General features: G+C 75.2%; 16 protein-coding genes. 4 read left to right on the top strand and 12 right to left on the bottom strand.

What is annotated here, in order from left to right:
- Nucleotides 1-22 precede the first annotated feature (22 nt).
- From BS73_RS30980 to BS73_RS30970, 3 genes are all read right to left on the bottom strand, one after another.
- Nucleotides 23-952 (bottom strand): hypothetical protein, encoded by a 930-nt coding sequence (locus tag BS73_RS30980; protein WP_037577705.1) that lies wholly within the window; start codon nucleotides 950-952, stop codon nucleotides 23-25.
- Nucleotides 949-1,506, bottom strand: a complete 558-nt coding sequence (locus BS73_RS30975) for a hypothetical protein (RefSeq protein ID WP_152617785.1) — start codon at nucleotides 1,504-1,506, stop codon at nucleotides 949-951. The genes BS73_RS30980 and BS73_RS30975 overlap by 4 nt, the downstream gene beginning before the upstream one ends.
- Before the next feature lie 200 nt (nucleotides 1,507-1,706).
- Nucleotides 1,707-2,813, bottom strand: a complete 1,107-nt coding sequence (locus tag BS73_RS30970) for a WD40/YVTN/BNR-like repeat-containing protein (RefSeq protein WP_037577703.1) — start codon at nucleotides 2,811-2,813, stop codon at nucleotides 1,707-1,709.
- A 414-nt stretch (nucleotides 2,814-3,227) separates the two neighbouring features.
- Here BS73_RS30970 and asnB point away from each other — a divergent pair, with 414 nt between their 5' ends.
- The 3 genes from asnB (at nucleotide 3,228) to BS73_RS30955 (ending at nucleotide 8,725) form a co-directional block, all read left to right on the top strand.
- The gene (gene asnB / locus BS73_RS30965; RefSeq protein ID WP_037577702.1) at nucleotides 3,228-5,114 is read left to right on the top strand and encodes an asparagine synthase (glutamine-hydrolyzing); all 1,887 of its coding nucleotides are present in this window, start codon (nucleotides 3,228-3,230) and stop codon (nucleotides 5,112-5,114) included.
- Between the two features lie 182 nt (nucleotides 5,115-5,296).
- Complete coding sequence (locus BS73_RS30960) at nucleotides 5,297-8,038, top strand: SpoIIE family protein phosphatase (protein WP_051941184.1); 2,742 nt, start codon at nucleotides 5,297-5,299, stop codon at nucleotides 8,036-8,038.
- Between the two features lie 150 nt (nucleotides 8,039-8,188).
- On the top strand, nucleotides 8,189-8,725 hold the full coding sequence (locus BS73_RS30955) for a gamma carbonic anhydrase family protein (protein WP_037577701.1): 537 nt from the start codon (nucleotides 8,189-8,191) through the stop codon (nucleotides 8,723-8,725).
- Between the two features lie 84 nt (nucleotides 8,726-8,809).
- Here BS73_RS30955 and BS73_RS30950 read toward each other — a convergent pair whose 3' ends face one another.
- Together BS73_RS30950 and BS73_RS39000 are read right to left on the bottom strand one after the other, a co-directional pair.
- Nucleotides 8,810-9,088, bottom strand: a complete 279-nt coding sequence (locus BS73_RS30950; RefSeq protein WP_037577700.1) for a DUF4190 domain-containing protein — start codon at nucleotides 9,086-9,088, stop codon at nucleotides 8,810-8,812.
- Nucleotides 9,085-9,258, bottom strand: coding sequence for a hypothetical protein (locus BS73_RS39000; protein WP_200886742.1), 174 nt, complete (start codon nucleotides 9,256-9,258; stop codon nucleotides 9,085-9,087). The genes BS73_RS30950 and BS73_RS39000 overlap by 4 nt, the downstream gene beginning before the upstream one ends.
- A gap of 111 nt (nucleotides 9,259-9,369) precedes the next feature.
- On the opposite strand from BS73_RS39000, the gene BS73_RS30945 reads away from it, so the two are divergent.
- A complete protein-coding gene (locus BS73_RS30945; protein ID WP_037577699.1) occupies nucleotides 9,370-10,050 on the top strand; it encodes a TetR family transcriptional regulator in 681 nt (226 codons plus the stop codon).
- Between the two features lie 10 nt (nucleotides 10,051-10,060).
- Here BS73_RS30945 and BS73_RS30940 read toward each other — a convergent pair whose 3' ends face one another.
- The 7 genes from BS73_RS30940 to BS73_RS30905 all read right to left on the bottom strand — a co-directional run bounded on the left by BS73_RS30940 (nucleotide 10,061) and on the right by BS73_RS30905 (nucleotide 17,876).
- A complete protein-coding gene (locus tag BS73_RS30940) occupies nucleotides 10,061-11,005 on the bottom strand; it encodes an alkaline phosphatase family protein (protein ID WP_152617784.1) in 945 nt (314 codons plus the stop codon).
- A 58-nt stretch (nucleotides 11,006-11,063) separates the two neighbouring features.
- Entirely contained in the window at nucleotides 11,064-11,585 is a 522-nt protein-coding gene (locus tag BS73_RS30935) for a DUF1453 family protein (RefSeq protein ID WP_037577698.1), read from the bottom strand.
- 148 nt (nucleotides 11,586-11,733) lie between these two features.
- Nucleotides 11,734-12,693: a threonine/serine dehydratase gene (locus tag BS73_RS30930; RefSeq protein WP_037577697.1), complete on the bottom strand. Its 960-nt coding sequence runs from the start codon at nucleotides 12,691-12,693 to the stop codon at nucleotides 11,734-11,736.
- 3 nt (nucleotides 12,694-12,696) lie between these two features.
- The gene (locus BS73_RS30925) at nucleotides 12,697-14,241 is read right to left on the bottom strand and encodes an MFS transporter (protein ID WP_051941183.1); all 1,545 of its coding nucleotides are present in this window, start codon (nucleotides 14,239-14,241) and stop codon (nucleotides 12,697-12,699) included.
- A gap of 58 nt (nucleotides 14,242-14,299) precedes the next feature.
- The gene (locus BS73_RS30920) at nucleotides 14,300-15,364 is read right to left on the bottom strand and encodes an alpha/beta fold hydrolase (protein ID WP_037577696.1); all 1,065 of its coding nucleotides are present in this window, start codon (nucleotides 15,362-15,364) and stop codon (nucleotides 14,300-14,302) included.
- A gap of 120 nt (nucleotides 15,365-15,484) precedes the next feature.
- Nucleotides 15,485-16,231 carry a hypothetical protein gene (locus BS73_RS30915; RefSeq protein WP_235215590.1) on the bottom strand — a complete coding sequence of 249 codons (747 nt, stop codon included), beginning with the start codon at nucleotides 16,229-16,231 and terminating at the stop codon, nucleotides 15,485-15,487.
- 286 nt (nucleotides 16,232-16,517) lie between these two features.
- Nucleotides 16,518-17,876: an MFS transporter gene (locus BS73_RS30905; protein WP_084704486.1), complete on the bottom strand. Its 1,359-nt coding sequence runs from the start codon at nucleotides 17,874-17,876 to the stop codon at nucleotides 16,518-16,520.
- Nucleotides 17,877-17,882: the final 6 nt, after the last annotated feature.

Raw genomic sequence — 17,882 nt, 5'->3', positions numbered from 1 at the left:
CGGACCGGGGCGGCCGGAGGCGCTAGCCCGGCAGCAGGTCGACCCGGAGGGTGTCGCTCTGCTGGAGGATGGAGACCGGGTCTCGGTCGTGCCGCCAGCCGAGCGGGACCAGGTAGTAGCGGTCGCCGCGTTGCAGGATCAGCCGGAAGCCGGTGTAGCGGTAGCGGAAAGCGGAGAGCCGGCCGAGGTCCTCGGGGGTGTTGAGCGGAAAGCCGAGGAGGTCCCGGCTGTAGATCACGACGGCGGTCTCGCGGTCCAGGTGACGTTCCGTCACCACCGCGTCGTGGGCGCCGAGCCGCCCCGCGGTCAGCGCCACCACCCAGACCAGGAGCAGCCCGACCCCGAGCACCGCGAGACTGGTGGAGGAGAGGGCGGCGGCCCGCGCCCGGGGGCCCGCCGGGGCGGGCCCGGCCGGACGGACGGCCGGCACCGGCTGGGCGGCCGGCACCGGCTGGGCGCTGCCGGTCTCCCCGAGCAGCAGGCCGGCGGCGATGGTCAGCGGCGCGACCCACGCATAGCCGCCCAGTTCGTTCCAGGCCAGCAGGAGGAGCACGCCCAGCAGCACCACCCCCGCGTACCCGTGGGCGAGGGACCGCCAGCCGTGGGCGGCCCAGCCGTAGCCGAAGTGGATGCGCCGCCGCAGCCACCGGGCCTCCTCGGGCTCCGGATGCCGTTCCACGAACCCGGGCAGCCGGGGGGCCAGCAGCACCAGCACCGCGATGGCCACCGCGGGCAGCCGGATCAGGTGGAGGCTGGCCACGATGAACTCCGGAAAGCCGAAGTCCAGCGCGAAGACGTCCAGATGGAAGTGGCCGTAGTAGCCGCTCTCGTACATCACCCCGGCGTAGAACATCAGCGCGGCGACGAACGAGGCCAGCGCGGCGACCTGGCGGACCAGCCCGGCCGCGACCCGGCGCAGCGGGACGCGGACCTCCGGCTCGGGGCCGGTCACGAGCTGAGGGCCGAGGAGGAGACCGAGGTGTCCGGGACCGGAGCCGGGTCAGCCGGCCCCGGGTTCGGATTCGGGGCCGGATCGGGCTCGGGGCAGCCAGGGGGCACCGGGCCGCTCGGGCTGGGGCCCTCGGCGGTGGGCGGACAGGAGACGATCGGGGTGCAGGTGCCGCTGAGGCCGTTGCAGCCGCCGGCGACCGGGGTGCCCGGGGAGGAGACGGCCACCGGCGGGATCACCGGACCGGGGCCGGACCCCCCGCCGCCGTTGCCCCCGGCGCCGTTGCCCCCGGCGACGCCCCCGCCGACGGCACCACCGCCGGAACCACCACCCGGACCACCGCCGGCCGAGTCGGAACCGCCGCCGGCGCCCCCGGCACCGCTCGCACCCGGCGGGGGCGGCGACCCCGATCCCGCCCCGCTCGCGGACGCGCTCGGGCCAGGGGTGGCGATCGTCGCGCCCGCGCCGCCGCCCGGCTGCGCGGGCACCGCGCCACTGCAGGCCGCGACCGCCGACCCGGCGGCGAGGAGCATCGCCGCGAGAGCCGGTCCCCACATTCGCCTCATCGCACACCACCCCCGTGCGGCGGCGAACGGCCCGTCGTACAAGCTGACTTGACCGATGAACGGGCCGACTGTCCGCAGGCTAGCGCCGCCGCACCCGCCCGGCGAGTGACCGGGGGCGCACAGCAGCCACGCCCCCGCCCCGTTTGCGCTACGTCAGACGCTGTAGCGCACCCCCGCCGATCCGCCCCGGATCAGCTCAGCACCGCCGCCCGCACGCACAGGACGTCCGGGAGGTGGCTGGCGACGCCGACCCAGTGGTCGCCCTCGTCGGGGCTGGCGTAGACCTCGCCGCTGCGGTTGCCGAAGTAGACCCCGGCGACGCCCGCCGCGTCCGCGTTGTCCACGCACAGCGCGTCGCGGAGCACGATGCCGAAGTCCGGCTCGTCCGGCAGGCCCTCGGTCAGCGGCTGCCAGCTGCCGCCGGCGTCGCGCGAGCGGTAGACCCGGCAGTGCCGCCCCGCCGGGAAGCGGTCGATGTCGGCCTGGAGGGGGAAGAGGAAGACCGTCCCACCGCGCCGCGGATGCGCCGCCACCGCGAAGCCGAAGTCGGCCGGCAGCCCCTCGGCGATCGAGGACCAGCTGCGGCCGCCGTCGTCGGAGCGGTAGACCCCGCCGTGGTTCTGCAGGTAGAAGCGGTCGCGCCGCTCGGCGTCCGCGGCGATCTTGTGGACGCACTGCCCGAACTCGGGGTACTGCTGGCCCTCCGGCATGAAGGCGGCGCGGATCCCGGCGTTGGACGGGTGCCAGCTGCGCCCGCCGTCCTCGGTGCGGTAGACGCCGCCGGTGGACATGGCGACCACCACCGTCCGCGGGTCGTCCCGGTCCGGGATGATCGTGTGGATCGCCTGGCCGCCGAAGCCGGGCTGCCACTCCGGCCGGTGCGGGTGGTTCCACAGCGCCTCGACCAGGGCGAAGGTCTCACCGCCGTCCTCCGACCGCCACAGCGAGCTGGGCTCGGCGCCGGCCCAGACCACCCCCGGCCGGTCGGCCTCGTCGGGGCGGAGCTGCCAGACCCGCTCGACCGAGGCGTCGTACCCCTCGGGGAAGCGGATGCCCTTCTCGGTCGCCTCCGACCAGGTCCGGCCGAGGTCGTCGGAGTGGAGGACGGCCGGGCCGAAGACGGGGTGGTCGACGGAGGCGAACACCCTCGGCCGCCCGCCGCGCAGGTCGATCGCCGTGGCGTACACCGCGCTCATCGGGAAGTACGGGTCCTCGTCGAGCACCCAGTTCTTGCGGTCCCGGCTGCGGGCCAGGAAGAGGCCCTTCTTGGTGCCGATACAGAGCAGGTTTTCGGTCATGGGGGCCGGCTCTCCTCTTCGAGTGGTCTCGGGTGTTCCAGGTGTCCGATGTCGATGAAGCTGATGCGTCCGTCTCCTGTGGGGACTGCGCCGGGGCCGCCGACTCATCGCCCGGCCGCATCGCCCGGCGGGTTCTCGGTGGCAGTCTCACACCCGGCACTGACATGTGATCCGGGGCCGGAGCCCGGAGCCGCGCGACACGCCGTCCGGGGGCCGCCCCGGCGCCACCCGAGAACCTCCACGGACGCCCAGCACCGGGTAAAGCCAAACCCAAGCCGGGCCACCTGGCGGGAACATGACGTTCCGTAGACAGACCGTTGCCTCTTACACCCATCGGCCCCTAGCGTGTCCGCCCGGAGACGCGGCCGTACGGGACACGGCCGCGCCCCGACCTTCAGGAAGGACCGCCACACCATGTGCGGTATCGCTGGATGGGTCGGCTATGCCTCCGACCACACGGCACCCACGCAGACCGGCTCGGCCCGCGGCGTGATCGACGAGATGACCGAGACGATGGCCTGCCGCGGCCCGGACGCCTCCGGCGTCTGGCTGGACCGGCACGTCGCCCTCGGCCACCGCCGCCTCGCCGTCATCGACCTCGACGGCGGCCGGCAGCCGATGACGGTGGAGGCCGACGGCCGCACCGTCCTCGCCACCACCTACAGCGGCGAGATCTACAACTACCGCGAGCTGCGCGCCGAACTGGCCGCCCTCGGCCACCGCTTCCGCACCGCCAGCGACACCGAGGTGTGCCTCCACGCCTACCTGGAGTGGGGCGAGGCCTTCACCGAGCGGCTCAACGGGATGTACGCGTTCGCGCTGTGGGACCCGCGGAGCGAGGAACTGCTCCTGGTCCGCGACCGGATGGGGATCAAACCGCTCTACTACCTCCCCACCCAGGACGGGGTGCTCTTCGGCTCCGAGCCCAAGGCGATCCTCGCCCACCCGGACGTGAAGGCCGTGGTCGACAGCGAAGGCCTGGCCGAGCTCCTCTCCTTCACCAAGACCCCCGGCCACGGCGTCTACCGCGGGATGCGCGAGCTCAAGCCCGGGCACACCCTCCGGGTCCGCCGCGGCCAGCTCACCGAACGCCGGTACTGGGGACTGGAGTCCACCGAGCACACCGACAGCCGGGAGCGGACCGTCGCCCACGTCCGCGAGCTGCTGGACGACATCGTGGCCCGGCAGCTGATCGCCGACGTGCCGCTGTGCACCCTCCTCTCCGGGGGACTGGACTCCTCGGTGATCACCGCACTGGCGGCCAGGGGGCTGGCGTCCGAGGGGAACGGCCCGGTGCGCTCCTTCTCCGTCGACTTCGTCGGCCAGACCGAGAACTTCCGGCCGGACGCCCTCCGCGGCACCCCCGACGGCCCGTACGCCCACGCCCTCGCCGAGCATGTCGCCGCCGACCACAGCGACATCGTGCTGTCCGTCGAGGACCTGATGGACCGCCGGCACCGGGCCGCCGTGCTGCGCGCCCGCGACCTCCCGATCGGCCTCGGCGAGGCGGACACCTCGCTCTACCTCCTCTTCCGGGCGATCCGCCGGCAGACCACGGTGGCCCTCTCCGGCGAGTCCGCGGACGAGGTCTTCGGCGGCTACGCCTGGTTCCACGACCCGGAGGCGGTGCGCTCGGACACCTTCCCCTGGCTGCACGCCATCCGCGGCGGCTTCGGCGGGCACGTCGAGCCGGACGGCACCCGGCCGCTCCCCCGGGAGGGGCTCTTCGCCCCGGGCCTCCTCTCCTCGCTCGACCTGGCGGGGTATCAGGACGCCCGGTACCGCGAGGCCCTGGCGGAGGTGCCGCGGCTGCCCGGCGAGACCGGCCTCGCCGCCCGGATGCGCGAGATCGGCTACCTCCACCTGACCCGCTTCGTGCAGATCCTCCTCGACCGCAAGGACCGCACCAGCATGGCCACCGGCCTTGAGGTCCGGGTGCCGTTCTGCGACCACCGGCTGGTGCAGTACGTCTTCAACACGCCGTGGGAGCTGAAGACCTTCGACGGCCGGGAGAAGTCGCTGCTCCGGGCCGCCGCCCGGGACGTCCTGCCGGACTCGGTGGCCGAGCGGGTGAAGAGCCCGTACCCGAGCACCCAGGACCCGCGCTTCGGCGAGGCGGTGCGGGAGGAGCTGCGGGACACCCTCGCCGACCGCTCGGCCCCGGTGCGCGAACTCCTCGACGTGCCGGCCGCGGAGCGGGCGGTCGCCGAGCTCCCGGGCGAACTCCTGCGGAACGCGGGGGAGTTGGTGCTCGGGATGAACGAGTGGCTGCGCACCTACGACGTCACCCTCGAGGTGTAGCCGCGGCGGAACCCTCCCCGATGCCGCCGGATCTCCGGCAGGGACCGCGAGATTCACCCGCAAGGGTGGCATAAGCGGGCTCTGTCCCGGACTCCGGCCGCACGCCGGCCTCCTGAGCAATACCTTCCGGTAAGCACCGAGAAGCCGGAAGCGCGGAGTCACGCGGGGAGCGGGAGGGTTCCATGCCGGGCGATTGGGGCGGCGGTAGCGCTGCCACCCTGACCGGGAGCCGGACGGCACCGGCGGCGTTCCTGCGGCGCGCGCAGGACGGCCCGGCCCCGGCCGGGCTCCCCCGCCCGGCCATCCGGGACTCCTGGGCCCGCTGCCACGGCCTGGAGCTCGATCCCGGCCGGCACGAGCCGCCCTACCGCGGCCTCACCGACCTGGACCCGGAGGACCATCTGCTGCGCGCCGCCGCCCCGGTCGTCGACCGGCTGCACACCCGGCTCGCCGGCGCCCGGGTCGGCATCGTGCTGACCGACGAGACCGCCCGGGTGCGCCTGCGGCTGGCCGGCTGCGCCGGGCTCAACCGGCATCTGGACGCCGTGCGGCTGGCCCCCGGCTTCAGCTACGCCGAGGACCACGCCGGCACCAACGGCATCGGCACCGCCCTCACCGAGCGCCGGCCGTTCGCGGTGCTCAGCACCGAGCACTTCGTGGAGCGGCTGCGGGACTTCGCCTGCGCGGGGGCCCCGGTGCGGGACCCGCTGAGCGGGGAGATCCTCGGCATCCTCGACCTCACCTGCTGGAACTCCGACCGGCATCCGATGATGCCGAAGATCGTCGGCGGCGCCGTGCTGGAGATCGAGGGCCGGCTGCTGGCCCAGTACTCGGCACGGGAACAGGCGCTGCTGGCGGCGGTGCTGACCACCCCCCGGGTCTCCCTCGACGACTGCTCGGCGCTCTCCCTCGGGGACCGGGCGACCCTGCGGGACGCCGCCGCGGAGCTGATCTCGCTCGGCCGGGCCGGGTTGCGGCAGGTGACCCTCTCCGGCGGGCGGACCGCGGCGCTCCACTGCCGCCGGGCCCGTACCCCGGGCGCGGCCGGGGCGGTGGAAACGCTGGTCGTGGAGGCGCACTTCCCGTTCGCGGGCTGGGAGACGGACCCGAAGCCGCGTCCGCGCCTGACCCCCCGCCCGCGCCCCAGTGCGCCGGAGCGGACGCGGCCGGGCGGGCCGGAGGAGGAGCCCGCGGCCGGTCCCGGTCCACGTCCCGGCTCCCCCGCCCCGGACGGGGACGCCGCCGACCGGCTGCCCGTCCCCGCCGCCGCGGTGCTGATCGGCGACGCCACCGCGGCCCGCCTCGCGGTGGCCGCGCGGCGCCGGCTCGCGCTGCTCTGCCAGGCCGGCTCGCGGATCGGCACCACCCTCGAAGTCGACCGCACCGCCCAGGAACTGGCCGAGATCGCGACGCCGGGGCCGGCCGAGGAGTGCACGGTCGACCTGTGGGACTGGGTGCTGGACGGCGGCGAGCCCCCGGCGCCGGAGGGACCGGCCCCGATCGAGGAGGCCCCGGTGCTCCGCCGGGCCGCGGCGTGCCCGCGCCGCCGGGCCCGGGCCGGGGTCGAGGTCGGGGCCCAGCGGCCCGCGCTGCCGCCGGCGCCGTTCCCGGACCAGCCGGCCGTCCGGCCCGCCCCGGACGGCGGCTCGTGCGTCGAGGTGCCGATCCGGGCCCGCGGCACCGTCCTCGGACTGGCCTCCTTCCGGCGCGGGCCGGAGCGCGGGCCGTTCCAGGAGGACGACGTCGCCCTGCTCGGCGAGCTGGTCGGCCGCGCCGCCGTGGCCCTGGACAACGCCCGCCGCTACACCCGGGAGAGCACCCTCGCGCTCACCCTCCAGCAGAGCCTGCTGCCGGGTTCCCTCCCCGACCTCCGCGCGGCCGAACTGGCCCATGGCTACCAGCCGGCCAGCGACCGCGGCGGGGTCGGCGGGGACTGGTACGACGCCCTGCCGCTCTCCGGCGGGCGGATCGCGCTGGTGGTCGGCGAGGTCGCGGGGCACGGGCTGCACGCGGCGGCCACCATGGGCCGGCTGCGCACCGCGATCCGCAACTTCTCCACCCTGGACCTGCCGCCGGACGAGCTGATCGGCCAGCTCGACGCCCTCGCCGACCCCTCGGAGTCCGCGGAGGCCGGCATCGCCCCGGCCACCGGCGCCACCTGCCTCTACGTCGTCCACGACCCGGTCACCGGGCAGTGCACGATGGCCTCCGCGGGGCACCGCGCCCCCGCCCTGCTGTACCCGGACGGCACCGCCGTCCTCCCCCGGCTGCCCACCGGCCCGCCCCTCGGCAACGGCGGATCACCGTACGAGAGCGTCGACCTCACCCTCCCCGAGGGCACCACCCTGGTCCTCTACACCGACGGCCTCACCGCCGGCTCCGCGACCACGGCCGACGGCGAGGAGGCCCTGCGCGAGGCGCTGGCCTCGCTGGCCGGCCGCCCGCCCGCCGCCGTCCGGGACGAGCTGCAGCGCAGGCTGCGGCCGGCCAGGGCGCTGGACGACGCCGCCCTGCTGGTCGCCCGCACCCGCCGCACCGACGCGGACCACCTGGCCGTCTGGGACGTCCCGATGGACGCGGCGGCGGTCGGCGGGATCCGCGCCGAGGCCGCCCGGCGGCTGCACGACTGGGGGCTGGACGAGCTGGTGTTCACCACCGAGCTGATGGTGAGCGAGCTGGTCACCAACGCCATCCGGTACACCGCCGGCCCGGTCCGGCTGCGGCTCCTCCGGGACCGCACGCTGATCTGCGAGGTCACCGACGGCAGCGCCACCTCGCCGCGGCTGCGCCGGGCCCGGAGCACCGACGAGGGCGGCCGCGGCCTGTTCCTGGTCGCCCAGCTCGCCCACCGCTGGGGGACCCGCTACACCCACACCGGCAAGGTCATCTGGGCCGAGCAGCCGCTGCCGTCCGCCTCCGGCTGACCGCCGGACGCCGGCCCCGGCACCGGCCCGCACGCCGGACCGGCCGCCGGCCCCCCACCCGCTTGCCGTCCCGCCGCCCCCTCCCCTTACGGTGGCCGCACACGATCCACGATCAAGGAAGATCCCGGACGGGAAGGCAGGGCGGCCCCCATGGCGGAGCACAGCGGACTGATCGCAGCGGTGTCGGGACACTCCCCGGAGGTGGACCCGGGCGCCTTCACCGCGCCGACCTCCGTGGTCCTGGGCCGGGTCCGCCTGGCCGCGGGCGCGAGCGTCTGGTACCACACCGTCCTGCGCGGGGACACCGAGCAGATCACCATCGGCGCGGACTCCAACATCCAGGACAACAGCACCGTCCACGCCGACCCGGGCTTCCCCTGCACGGTCGGCGAGCGGGTCTCGGTCGGCCACAACGCCGTGCTCCACGGCTGCACGGTGGAGGACGACGTCCTGGTGGGCATGGGCGCCACCGTCCTCAACGGCGCCGTCATCGGCGCCGGCTCCCTGGTCGCCGCGGGCGCGGTGGTCCCGCAGAACGCCGTGGTCCCCCCGGGCTCCCTGGTGGCGGGCGTCCCCGCCAAGGTCCGCCGCCCCCTCACCGAGGACGACCTGGCCCACATCAAGCTCAACGCCCAGGGCTATCTGGTGCTCTCCCACGAGCACCGGACCACCCTGGCCACCGACTGACCGGCGCCCGGCCGGGCCCGGAGACGACTCGGTCCGGTGCGGCGGGAGTACCGCCGCACCGGACCGAGTCCGTCGCGTCCCGGATCAGACGCCGAAGTGCCAGACGAAGCCGCCGTGGTGGGCGGCCATCAGGACGCCCAGGACCACCAGGTCGGCGACGCCGAGGGCGATGCCGAGCAGGGCGCGGGCGCGCCGGCGGGTGCCCCGGAAGAGGCTGACCGAGCCGAGGACGACCGCCAGCGGGCCGAGCACCACGTTGAAGAAGAACAACCCCAGCAGGCCGAGGACGAACGAGGCCACCGCGGTCTCGTCGCGCTCGCGCTGGCGGGCCTTCGGGGCCCCGAGGGTGGTGACGCCGCTCATTCGCTCGCCGCCTTCCGCGTCCGGGCGATCCGGATCCGCTCCCGGACCACGAAGCCGAGCAGCCAGGTCCCCACCACAGCAGCGCCGATGCCGAGCGCGCTCGGGCTGAGGTAGGAGGCCGCTCCCCACAGCATCGAACCGAGGGCCAGCAGCACGACCAGAATGGCCATCCCGATCCCCTCCCCATCGCATATTCAGAGAACAGTTGTGCACCGAACGACTCCACACTATCGCGGCCCCGCCCCTCGCGCATGCTGGAGAACAGTTGTTTACTGAATGACATGCGCCACACTTCCCCACCCGCGCCGACGACGAGGTCGGCCTCCACCCGTCCCACCGGCCACACCCGCCACACCCGGCAGGAGCAGAAGCAGCAGACCCGCCAGTCACTGCTGGACGCCGGGCTGCGGCTGCTCGACCACCAGTCCCTGAGCAGCCTCGGCCTGCGCGAGGTGACCCGCGCGGCCGGGCTCACCCCGACCGCCTTCTACCGGCACTTCGCGAGCCTCTCCGAGCTCGGCGTGGCCCTGGTCGAGGAGGCCTTCGTACCGCTCCGCGGCCTGGTCCGCGACCTGAGGAACGCGGACGCGCCGGAGGACGCCACCGTGGTGATCGACCGCACGGTGGACGTGACGGCCCGTCATGTCGCCCAGAACCCGGCCCACTTCAGGTTCGTCACCCGGGAGTGGCAGGGCGGGGTCCGCGAGGTGCGGGAGGCGATCGCGGACCGGCTCGGCGACTTCGCCGACGACCTGGTCGACTACCTGTCCGGGCTGCCGGACACCGCCGGCTGGTCCCGGGAGGACCTCCGGATGCTGGCCGACCTCTACGTCGACCACATGGTGCTGACCGCCGCCCGCCTCCTGGACGCGGCGGACCCGGCCGACCGCGAGCGGATCACGGCCACCGCGCGCCGCCAGCTCCAGGTGATCAACCTGGGCCGGCGGGCCTGGCCGCGCTGAACGGCCGGGGTCAGTGGGTCCAGATGTCCGTGATCGGGCTGCGGTGGGCGCTCTCGCCGAGGGCGGGGAGGGCGTACATCGCCTCCAGGGTGCGCAGCAGCCGGTAGTGGTCCACCAGTTCGGGGTAGCTCCCGGGGCGGACGTCCTGGCCGACGACGAGGGTGGGGATGCGGTTGGTCGAGGTGCCCTCGTCCTCGTCCCAGGTGACCACCAGCAGGCTATGGTGGGTCCTGGCCCACTCCGCGTAGCCGGAGAGGTGGGCGCGCAGCCAGTCGTCGCCCTGCCGGACGGAGCCGTCGTGCATGTCGTGCTGGAGGTTCGGGACGACGAAGGAGACGGTGGGCAGCCGGGCGTAGTCGCCGCTCGGCCACTGCGCGAAGGTGCGGCTCACCGTCTTCGCCGGCAGGGCCGGGTAGTTCGCCCACGGCACGTGCTTGCGGGCGTAGTCGCCCCGGCCGCAACCGGGGTAGCCGGGGCGCGGCATGGACTCGGCGTACCCGGCGAAGTCCCGTCCGGCGGCGCTCAGTTCGGAGGCGAGGTTGGCCCCGGTGAAGCTGTGGGGGCAGGAGTCGTCGGTGAGGCCCTGCAGGGAACCGGAGAAGAGCGCCAGGTAGTTGGGCTGGCTGGGGTGGGCCACCGCGTAGGAGTCGCTGAACGAGGCGCCCTGCGCGGCCAGTGAGGTCAGGTACGGGGCGTCCTTGCCGCCGAGGATCTGGCTGCGGGAGTGGTTCTCCTCGACGACGACCACCACATGGTCCGGGCGCGGCGGGACGGCCGCGGGCCGCGCCCCCGCCTGGGCGCTGAGCGAGGAGCTGACCGAGGCGGGCTCGGCCGGCCCCCCGCCGGAGCAGCCGGCCAGCCCCAGCCCGAGCCCCAGGACCGCTGCCACCGCCGCCACCGCCGTCCTCGCCCCTGCTCCGGCCCCGCTCCTGGATCCCAGCTTTCCGATGCGCATACCCACCATTCTGGGCGAGCGGGTTCTGAGGGCGGTCAGCGCCCGCCCCCCGGGTGTGTCAGGCGGAGAGCACCCGCTCCGGCCGCCCGCCGGCGGTGCGGCGGACCGCGGCCCCGCGGAGCCATACGACAGCCGTGCGGGCCAGCACCTCGCCGAAGGCCATCAGGACCAGCGCGGGCGCCCAGGCGTCCGCGCTGATCTGGTGGTCGACGGAGAAGCGGCCGATGGACGGGGCGCCGCCGTGGGTCGAGTAGACCTGGAAGGCCAGCCGGACGCCGACGCCGAGCACCCACAGCACGGCCGCGGCGGCGGTCGCGCGGGCCAGGACGGCGTCGTCGCCCCGGTAGACCCTGGTCAGCACGCCGGCGCCGACGCCCAGGGCCAGCCCGGCCAGCGTGGCCGGGACGATCAGCAGCAGGTCGTCGCCGGAGGTCGGAACGGCGTGGAGGTAGTGGAATCCGGCCCAGCAGACGAGTGCCACCGGCAGCAGCAGCGAGCGCACGGTCAGCCGGCGGGCGCGCAGCTGCAGCACCACCAGTCCGATGAGGGCGAGGTCGATCAACCAGTCGGAGAAGCTCATGCCATGAGCGTCGCCCTCCGGCCTCCCCCGCCACATCAACCCACGGGTGGGAGGGGCCCCCGGGGCGGGTGGATTCCGGTCTCCACCCGGCGGGCCCGGCTCGGCGCCCGGCCCCCTCCCGCTCGGGGCGACGCGGCGGTCCCCGCCGTCAGCGCAGGCCGAAGCGCTCCGCCCAGGCCAGGACGTCATCGGTGGTGGCGTTGCCGCCGCACAGCACCAGGCCGAGGCGGACGCCCGGGCCCACCCGCTCGACGACCCGGCGGGCGGCCGGCAGCAGGCAGCCGGCGGCGGGCTCCGCCCACACCTTGGCGTGCTCCGCCAGTTCGAGGGTGCCCCGCACGGCCTCGGCGTCGGAGACCACCAGGACCTCCTCGACCAGCTCCGCGACATGCCGGTAGGTCAGCGCGGAGGCGCTGGGCGCGCTGAGGGTGGTGACGATCGAGGAGAGCCGCACCGCCAGCGGCCCGCCCGCCGACAGCGCCTGCGACATGGCCTCCGCGCCCGCGGTCTCCACCCCCCAGATCCGCAGCCCCGGCCGCCGCGCCCGCAGCGCCGCCGCCACCCCGGCGATCAGCCCGCCCCCGCCGATGCTGACCAGGACGTCGGTCAACTCCCCCGCGTCCTCCGCGAGTTCGAGGCCGACCGTGCCCTGGGCGGCGATCACCACCGGATCGTCGAAGGGGTGGACCAGGGTCAGCCCCTCCGCCCTGAGCTGGTCCACCAGGGCGAAGGCGGACGGCATGTCGTCCGTCAGCCGCACCGTGGAACCGGCCTCCCGGGCGATGTCCACCGCCCGCGCCGGCGCCGTGCGCGGCATCACCACGGTCGCCTTCACGTCCAGCGCCTGGGCCATCACCGCCACCGCGATCGCGTGGTTGCCGCCGCTCACCGCGACCACCCCGGCCGACCGGTCGGCGGCGCTGAGCGAGCGCAGCTTGGCGGTGGCCCCGCGGGCCTTGAAGGATCCGGTGCGCTGGAGCAGTTCCAGCTTGGCGGTCACCGGCACGCCGAGCAGCCCGGTCAGCCCCGGGCTGGCCAGCGTCGGGGTACGCAGGATGTGGCCGTCGATCAGCTCGGCCGCCGCCTCGATGTCCGCGATCTCGATCACGCGTCAACTTCCTTCGCCTGGATCGGTGGTGGCCAATCTAGCGTCGCTCCCGGCCGGCCTGGCGCGCTCGGCGTGGCCGGTGACGGTCGCCCCGGTACGGGAGTTGAGCCGGGCCACCTCCACCGCGCCGACCAGCGGCAGCAGGGCGACCAGCAGGAAGGCGATCCGGAACGGCGCCAGGCCGACGGCCCCGCCGGCCGGATGCCCGTCCGACACCGCCTGCCCGGCGCGCAGCGCCAGCGCCCCCGCGGCCACCCCCACCCCGCCCGCGAGCTGCTGGAGGGTCGCGTTCAGGGTGTTGGCCGCGGACATCTGGGCGGCCGGCACCTCGGCGAAGGCCACCCCGTTGTACGCGGTGAAGCCGATCGAGCGGAAGACGCCCCCGGCGAAGAGTACGGCCGCGGTGGCCGCGAGCGGGGTGTGCGGCCCGAGTCCGGCGCACAGGGCGATGCTGCCCGCGGCCGCCAGGTTGCTGCCCACCAGCACCCGTTTGAAGCCCCAGCGCCGGAGGATCGGCGAGGTGAGCGGCTTGATGCCGATGTTCCCCGCGAAGACCGCCATCAGCATCAGCCCGGCCGCCGTCGGGCTCCAGCCGTAGCCCAGCTCGAAGAGGAGCGGCAGCAGGAACGGCACCGCGCTGATCGCGGTGCGGAAGAGCGAGCCGCCGAGGTTGGACACCCGGGCCGAGTGCAGCCGCATCACCCGCAGGTCGACCAGCGGCCGCTCGGCGCGGGCGAGGTGGCGGACCGCCAGCCCGAGCAGCAGGGCGCCCGCCGCCAGCGCCGGCCCGGTGCGGGTCCAGTCGATCGGCGTGCCGCCGAGGCCCTCGACCCCGTACAGGCCGATGGCCAGGCCGGCGCCGGAGTAGCCGAAGCCGGCCCAGTCCAGCCGGTCCGCCCCGCCCGCTCCGGCTGAGGCGGCGCCGACGTCGGGGCCGGCGCCGGTGGCGGGCCCGGGGTCTCGGCGCGGCATCAGCCGGAACGCGGCGATCAGCGCCGCCGCGCCCAGCGGCAGGTTCAGCGCGAAGATCCACCGCCAGGACGCGTACGCCGAGAGCAGCCCGCCCAGGGTCGGGGCGATCACCGGGGCCAGCAGCGCCGGCCAGGTCAGATAGGCCACCGCGGCCAGCAGTTCGGACTTCTCGGTGTCCCGCAGCACGACCAGCCGGCCGACCGGCACCATCATCGCCCCGCCGATCCCCTGCACCACCCGGGCCGCGGTCAGCTCGCCGAGGCCGCCGCTGAGGGTGCAGAGCGCGGAGGCCAGGGTGAAGACGCCCACCGCCGCGGTGAACACCCGCCGCGCCCCGAACCGGTCCACCGCCCAGCCGCTGGCCGGGATGCAGGCCGCGACGGTCAGCAGGTACGCGGTCATGGCCACGTTGATGTCGGCGGGCCGGACGGCGAGCGACACGGCCATCCGCGGGGCGGCGGTCGAGATGATCGTGCCGTCCAGGTTCTCCATGAAGAACGCGCCCGCGACCAGCAGGGCGACCGCCCGCCAGCCGGGTGTCCGCGCCCGCTGCCCGCCCCGCCCCTCCGCCGCCATCGCCTACGCTCGCCCCTCGCGCCGCCGGCCCGGGCCGATGCCGGCGCCGATCGCCGGATCAGCCCTCCGGGCCGGGCCTGATGCCCCCCAACCTATCCCCGGACATCAGTTCCCCCACCACCCCGTCCACGGCCCGGACCACCAGGTCGGGCCGGTCGTACGGCAGGTCGTGGCCGTAGCCGGGGACCATGTTCAGCTCCGCGGAGGGCAGCTCGGCCGCGATCGCCGCCGACTCGGCCGGCGTCGCGAACCGGTCCTCGGCGCCCACCAGGATCCGTACCGGCACCCGGCCGAGGGCGCCGATCCGGCCGGTGCAGTCGTGCCGGGCGAAGGCGTGCCAGTAGTCGGCGATGTCGCTGACCGGCGTCTCACGGAAGTCCTCGGCGCTGCGCCGGGCCAGCTCGGCGTCCGGCCCGTCGCCGAAGGCCAGCCGCCACAGCGGCAGTGTCCGCGGATGCGCCGCCGGCCCGGTCAGCAGCCGGTGCGCCGCCCGGGCCGCCCACTCCCGGTTCAGCACCGCCTCCACCAGTGCGGTCTCCAGCCGTCCCACCCGCTCCCGCAGCGCCGCCCGGCGTCCGGACTCGGCGGCCCCGGCCGAGGGCTCCGGCAGCGGCCCGCCGGCCGAGGCCGAGACCAGCACCGCCCCGGAGACCAACCCGTCCGGCCCGCCGAAGAGTTCGGGCCGCTCGGCGGCACAGGCCAGCAGCGCCATGGCGCCCAGTGAATGGCCGACCACCACCGTGCTGCCACCGGGCCGGCAGCACGCCTCGAGGACCGCCGCCAGATCCGCGCCGAAGACCGGCAGGTCGATGGGCGCGGTGCCACGGTCGGAGAAACCGTGGCCGCGCTGGTCGAAACTGACGATCCGGAGCGGCGGTCCCTCGCGCGCCGCCAGCGCCGCGATGTGCGGGCCCCAGCCGGCGGCGGTCAGCGTCCAGCCGTGGCTGAGGAGCACGGTCACCGGGGCCTCCGGATCGCCGTCCACCCGCACCGCCAGCCGCGCGCCGTCCGCCGCCGGCACCGTCATCACCTGCGGGCTCGTGCCCGGGACGGCGCCGCCCGGGCCGCCGATTCCGCCGGCGCCGCCCGCGCCTCCGCCAGTGTCGCGATCGAGTTCCGTCATCGCCCACCGCCTTCCCCAACCCGAGACGGACATACGTCCGCAACGATCAGAACACCGCGGCTGAGCGCATGAATCCCCCGACGCGCCGATTCACAGGAAACCGGGGCGCGCCGCTTCGCTTCACGGTCGATCCGTCAGTTTCGCCAACTGCTCCTGCAGCCAGTCCAGACGGGCCTGGAGCAGCACCGCCTCGGCGGCGAGCTGCGGCAGCACCTCGTCGGCGCCGCCCGCCCCGGCCAGTTCGGGCGGCAGCGGCAGATAGCCGGTCCCGGCTCCGCCGCCGAGCACCGCCTGCGCGGGCGGGGGCGCCATCCGGTCGTCGCAGGCCGCGACGAGGCCGCCGCCGGCCAGCCGGCCGTACTCGGCGAACGGCAGCGCCTGGCGCCGCCCGGCGCAGCCCGCGCAGGCGCCGACCAGGCCGCGCCAGCCGGGCACCCCGGTGCCGGCGTCCACGAAGGCCTCGGCCGGGCGGCCGCAGGGGCAGCGCCCGACCAGCACCCGGCGGACCTTCTGCTGCTGGGAGCGGATACCTCGCTGATATCTGATGTAGTCGCCGAGCACCGAGACCTGGAGGACGGCGGCGTCCCGGTACTCGGTGGCGCAGGTCAGCGCGAAGGCCTCGGCGGCGTCGTGGAGGCAGTAGAAACCGCAGCCGCAGCCGCGGACCGGCGGCCGGTGCCGCCTTCCGTACACGCAGCGCGCGTCGTCGAACGGTGCGTAGACGACTCCGGCGCCGAGGGTGAGACCGCGGAACCCGACCCGCCTGCCGTCCGCGGACAGCATCGGGAAGGCCGCCTTCCAGCCGGTCGGCGGCGTCTCCGGGTTCTCCTTCGGCAGCCGGACCCGAAAGGGCCGCAGCCGACTCACCCCGCCGCGGCGCTTACCGTCTCCGAGGGTGCGTCGGCCCGCGGGGCGGGCGCGGCCTCGGCAGCGGTGACGGTCTCCTGGGTGGTATTCTCGGATGTGTCCGGAATCTCGGTGATCTCCGCGCTCTCGGCGCGCTCGACAGCATGTCCCACGGCTATGGCCTTGCCCAGTCGCATCGCAGCAGCCCCCTCCGGGTCGGCGCGTTTGTCCCGAACCGTAGCCATGGTGACTCGCCATCACCGGAAGCGCCAGAGTGCGTGTCGGACGGCGCTCAGGTGACGGGGTGTCAGGCCGCCTGCGGGCGGCGGGCCTTGCGCAGGCCGACCAGCGCGCACAGGGTGAGCACCGCGCAGATCGCGGCGATGCCGAGGCCCTCGCGGTGGAGGCCCGACGCGGTCGCGTGGGTGCCGACCAGCAGCCCCAGCATCGCCGAGGCCAGATTCGCGCCGATGTACTGCGAGGTCCGGTAGATCCCGGACGCCGCGCCCGCCTGCCGGGCCGGCGCGGCCTGGTAGACCAGGTTCTGGTTGGCCATCGAGTTGTAGCCGTTGGGAAGGCCCAGCACCACGCAGAGGAGCACCAGCAGCCACACCGGCGTGTCCGGCGTCGGCAGCGTCAGCAGCACCCCGCCGACCGTCAGCATCCCCGCCCCGATCAGCAGCAGCGGCCGCGGCCCGCGCACCTTCTGCAGCCGGGTGGCGGTGATCGTGGAGCAGATGCCCGTCAGCGCCAGCGGCAGCATCACCATCCCGGCCACCGAGGCGTGCAGCCCGCGGGACTCCTCCAGCCACTGCGGGAGCCCGTAGAAGATCCCGTAGTACGCGGTGTAGGTGGCGACGGTGCGGACGTAGGTGAAGCTCAACTCCCGGTCGGCCAGCAGCCGCAGGTCCAGGAACGGCACCGGTGCCCGCAGCGAGCGCAGCACGGTCAGCAGGCCGAGGACCGCCGACCCGCCGAGCGCCCACCAGCGGACCGGGCCGGCCAGCGAGAGCAGCCAGTACATCAGCAGCCCCATGGTGCCCACGAAGAGGAGCATCCCGGGGAGGTCGAGCGCACCCACCGTGCCGACGCCGGACACCCGTCCGGCCACCCGCTCCTCGCGCGGCGGGTCGGCCGGCGCCCACAGCAGGATGGCGATCCCGCCGACCACGGCCAGCGGCACGTTCACCCAGAAGATCCCGGACCAGCCCAGCACCCCGACCAGCACGCCGCCCAGCGTCGGGCCGAGGGCGACCATCACCTGCGAGCAGACGGCGAGCATCGCCAGCGCGTTCTGCGACTGGGCCCGCAGGCTGTCCGCGGCCCGGCGCACCATCGCCACGCCGCACGGGTACTGCGCGGCCGTGCCGATCCCGATCACCACCCGGCACAGCACCAGCACCCCGACGCTCGGCGCGAACGGCGCGGCCAGCGAGGCGAGGGCGATCAGCACCAGCCCGGCGAGCGACACCCTCCGCGGGCCGAGGGCGTCGGCCAGCCGGCCGGCCGCCGGGGCGGCGACGGCCGTCGCCAGATAGAGCCCGGAGACCAGCCAGACCGCCGCCGAGCCGGCCCCGAAGTGCGCCTGGATCCCGACCAGGGCGACCGCGATCATCGAGGAGTTCAGCGGCTGGAGGATGGTGCCGAAGGCGATCGGCCCGACCATCCGCCT

Origin of the sequence: Phaeacidiphilus oryzae TH49 (genome assembly GCF_000744815.1) — a bacterium.
GTDB classification, from domain to species: domain Bacteria; phylum Actinomycetota; class Actinomycetes; order Streptomycetales; family Streptomycetaceae; genus Phaeacidiphilus; species Phaeacidiphilus oryzae.
Note: the sequence above shows the minus strand (reverse complement) of the source record. Positions and strands in the feature narration are given on the sequence as shown.

Coding starts and splice junctions, on each gene's coding strand:
- BS73_RS30975 (WP_152617785.1), bottom strand. CDS start 1,506: ATGTGGGGACCGGCTCTCGCGGCGATGCTCCTCGCCGCCGGGTCGGCG.
- BS73_RS30970 (WP_037577703.1), bottom strand. CDS start 2,813: ATGACCGAAAACCTGCTCTGTATCGGCACCAAGAAGGGCCTCTTCCTG.
- asnB (WP_037577702.1), top strand. CDS start 3,228: ATGTGCGGTATCGCTGGATGGGTCGGCTATGCCTCCGACCACACGGCA.
- BS73_RS30960 (WP_051941184.1), top strand. CDS start 5,297: ATGCCGGGCGATTGGGGCGGCGGTAGCGCTGCCACCCTGACCGGGAGC.
- BS73_RS30955 (WP_037577701.1), top strand. CDS start 8,189: ATGGCGGAGCACAGCGGACTGATCGCAGCGGTGTCGGGACACTCCCCG.
- BS73_RS30950 (WP_037577700.1), bottom strand. CDS start 9,088: ATGAGCGGCGTCACCACCCTCGGGGCCCCGAAGGCCCGCCAGCGCGAG.
- BS73_RS39000 (WP_200886742.1), bottom strand. CDS start 9,258: ATGGCCATTCTGGTCGTGCTGCTGGCCCTCGGTTCGATGCTGTGGGGA.
- BS73_RS30945 (WP_037577699.1), top strand. CDS start 9,370: ATGCGCCACACTTCCCCACCCGCGCCGACGACGAGGTCGGCCTCCACC.
- BS73_RS30940 (WP_152617784.1), bottom strand. CDS start 11,005: ATGCGCATCGGAAAGCTGGGATCCAGGAGCGGGGCCGGAGCAGGGGCG.
- BS73_RS30935 (WP_037577698.1), bottom strand. CDS start 11,585: ATGAGCTTCTCCGACTGGTTGATCGACCTCGCCCTCATCGGACTGGTG.
- BS73_RS30925 (WP_051941183.1), bottom strand. CDS start 14,241: ATGGCGGCGGAGGGGCGGGGCGGGCAGCGGGCGCGGACACCCGGCTGG.
- BS73_RS30920 (WP_037577696.1), bottom strand. CDS start 15,364: ATGACGGAACTCGATCGCGACACTGGCGGAGGCGCGGGCGGCGCCGGC.
- BS73_RS30905 (WP_084704486.1), bottom strand. CDS start 17,876: ATGGTCGGGCCGATCGCCTTCGGCACCATCCTCCAGCCGCTGAACTCC.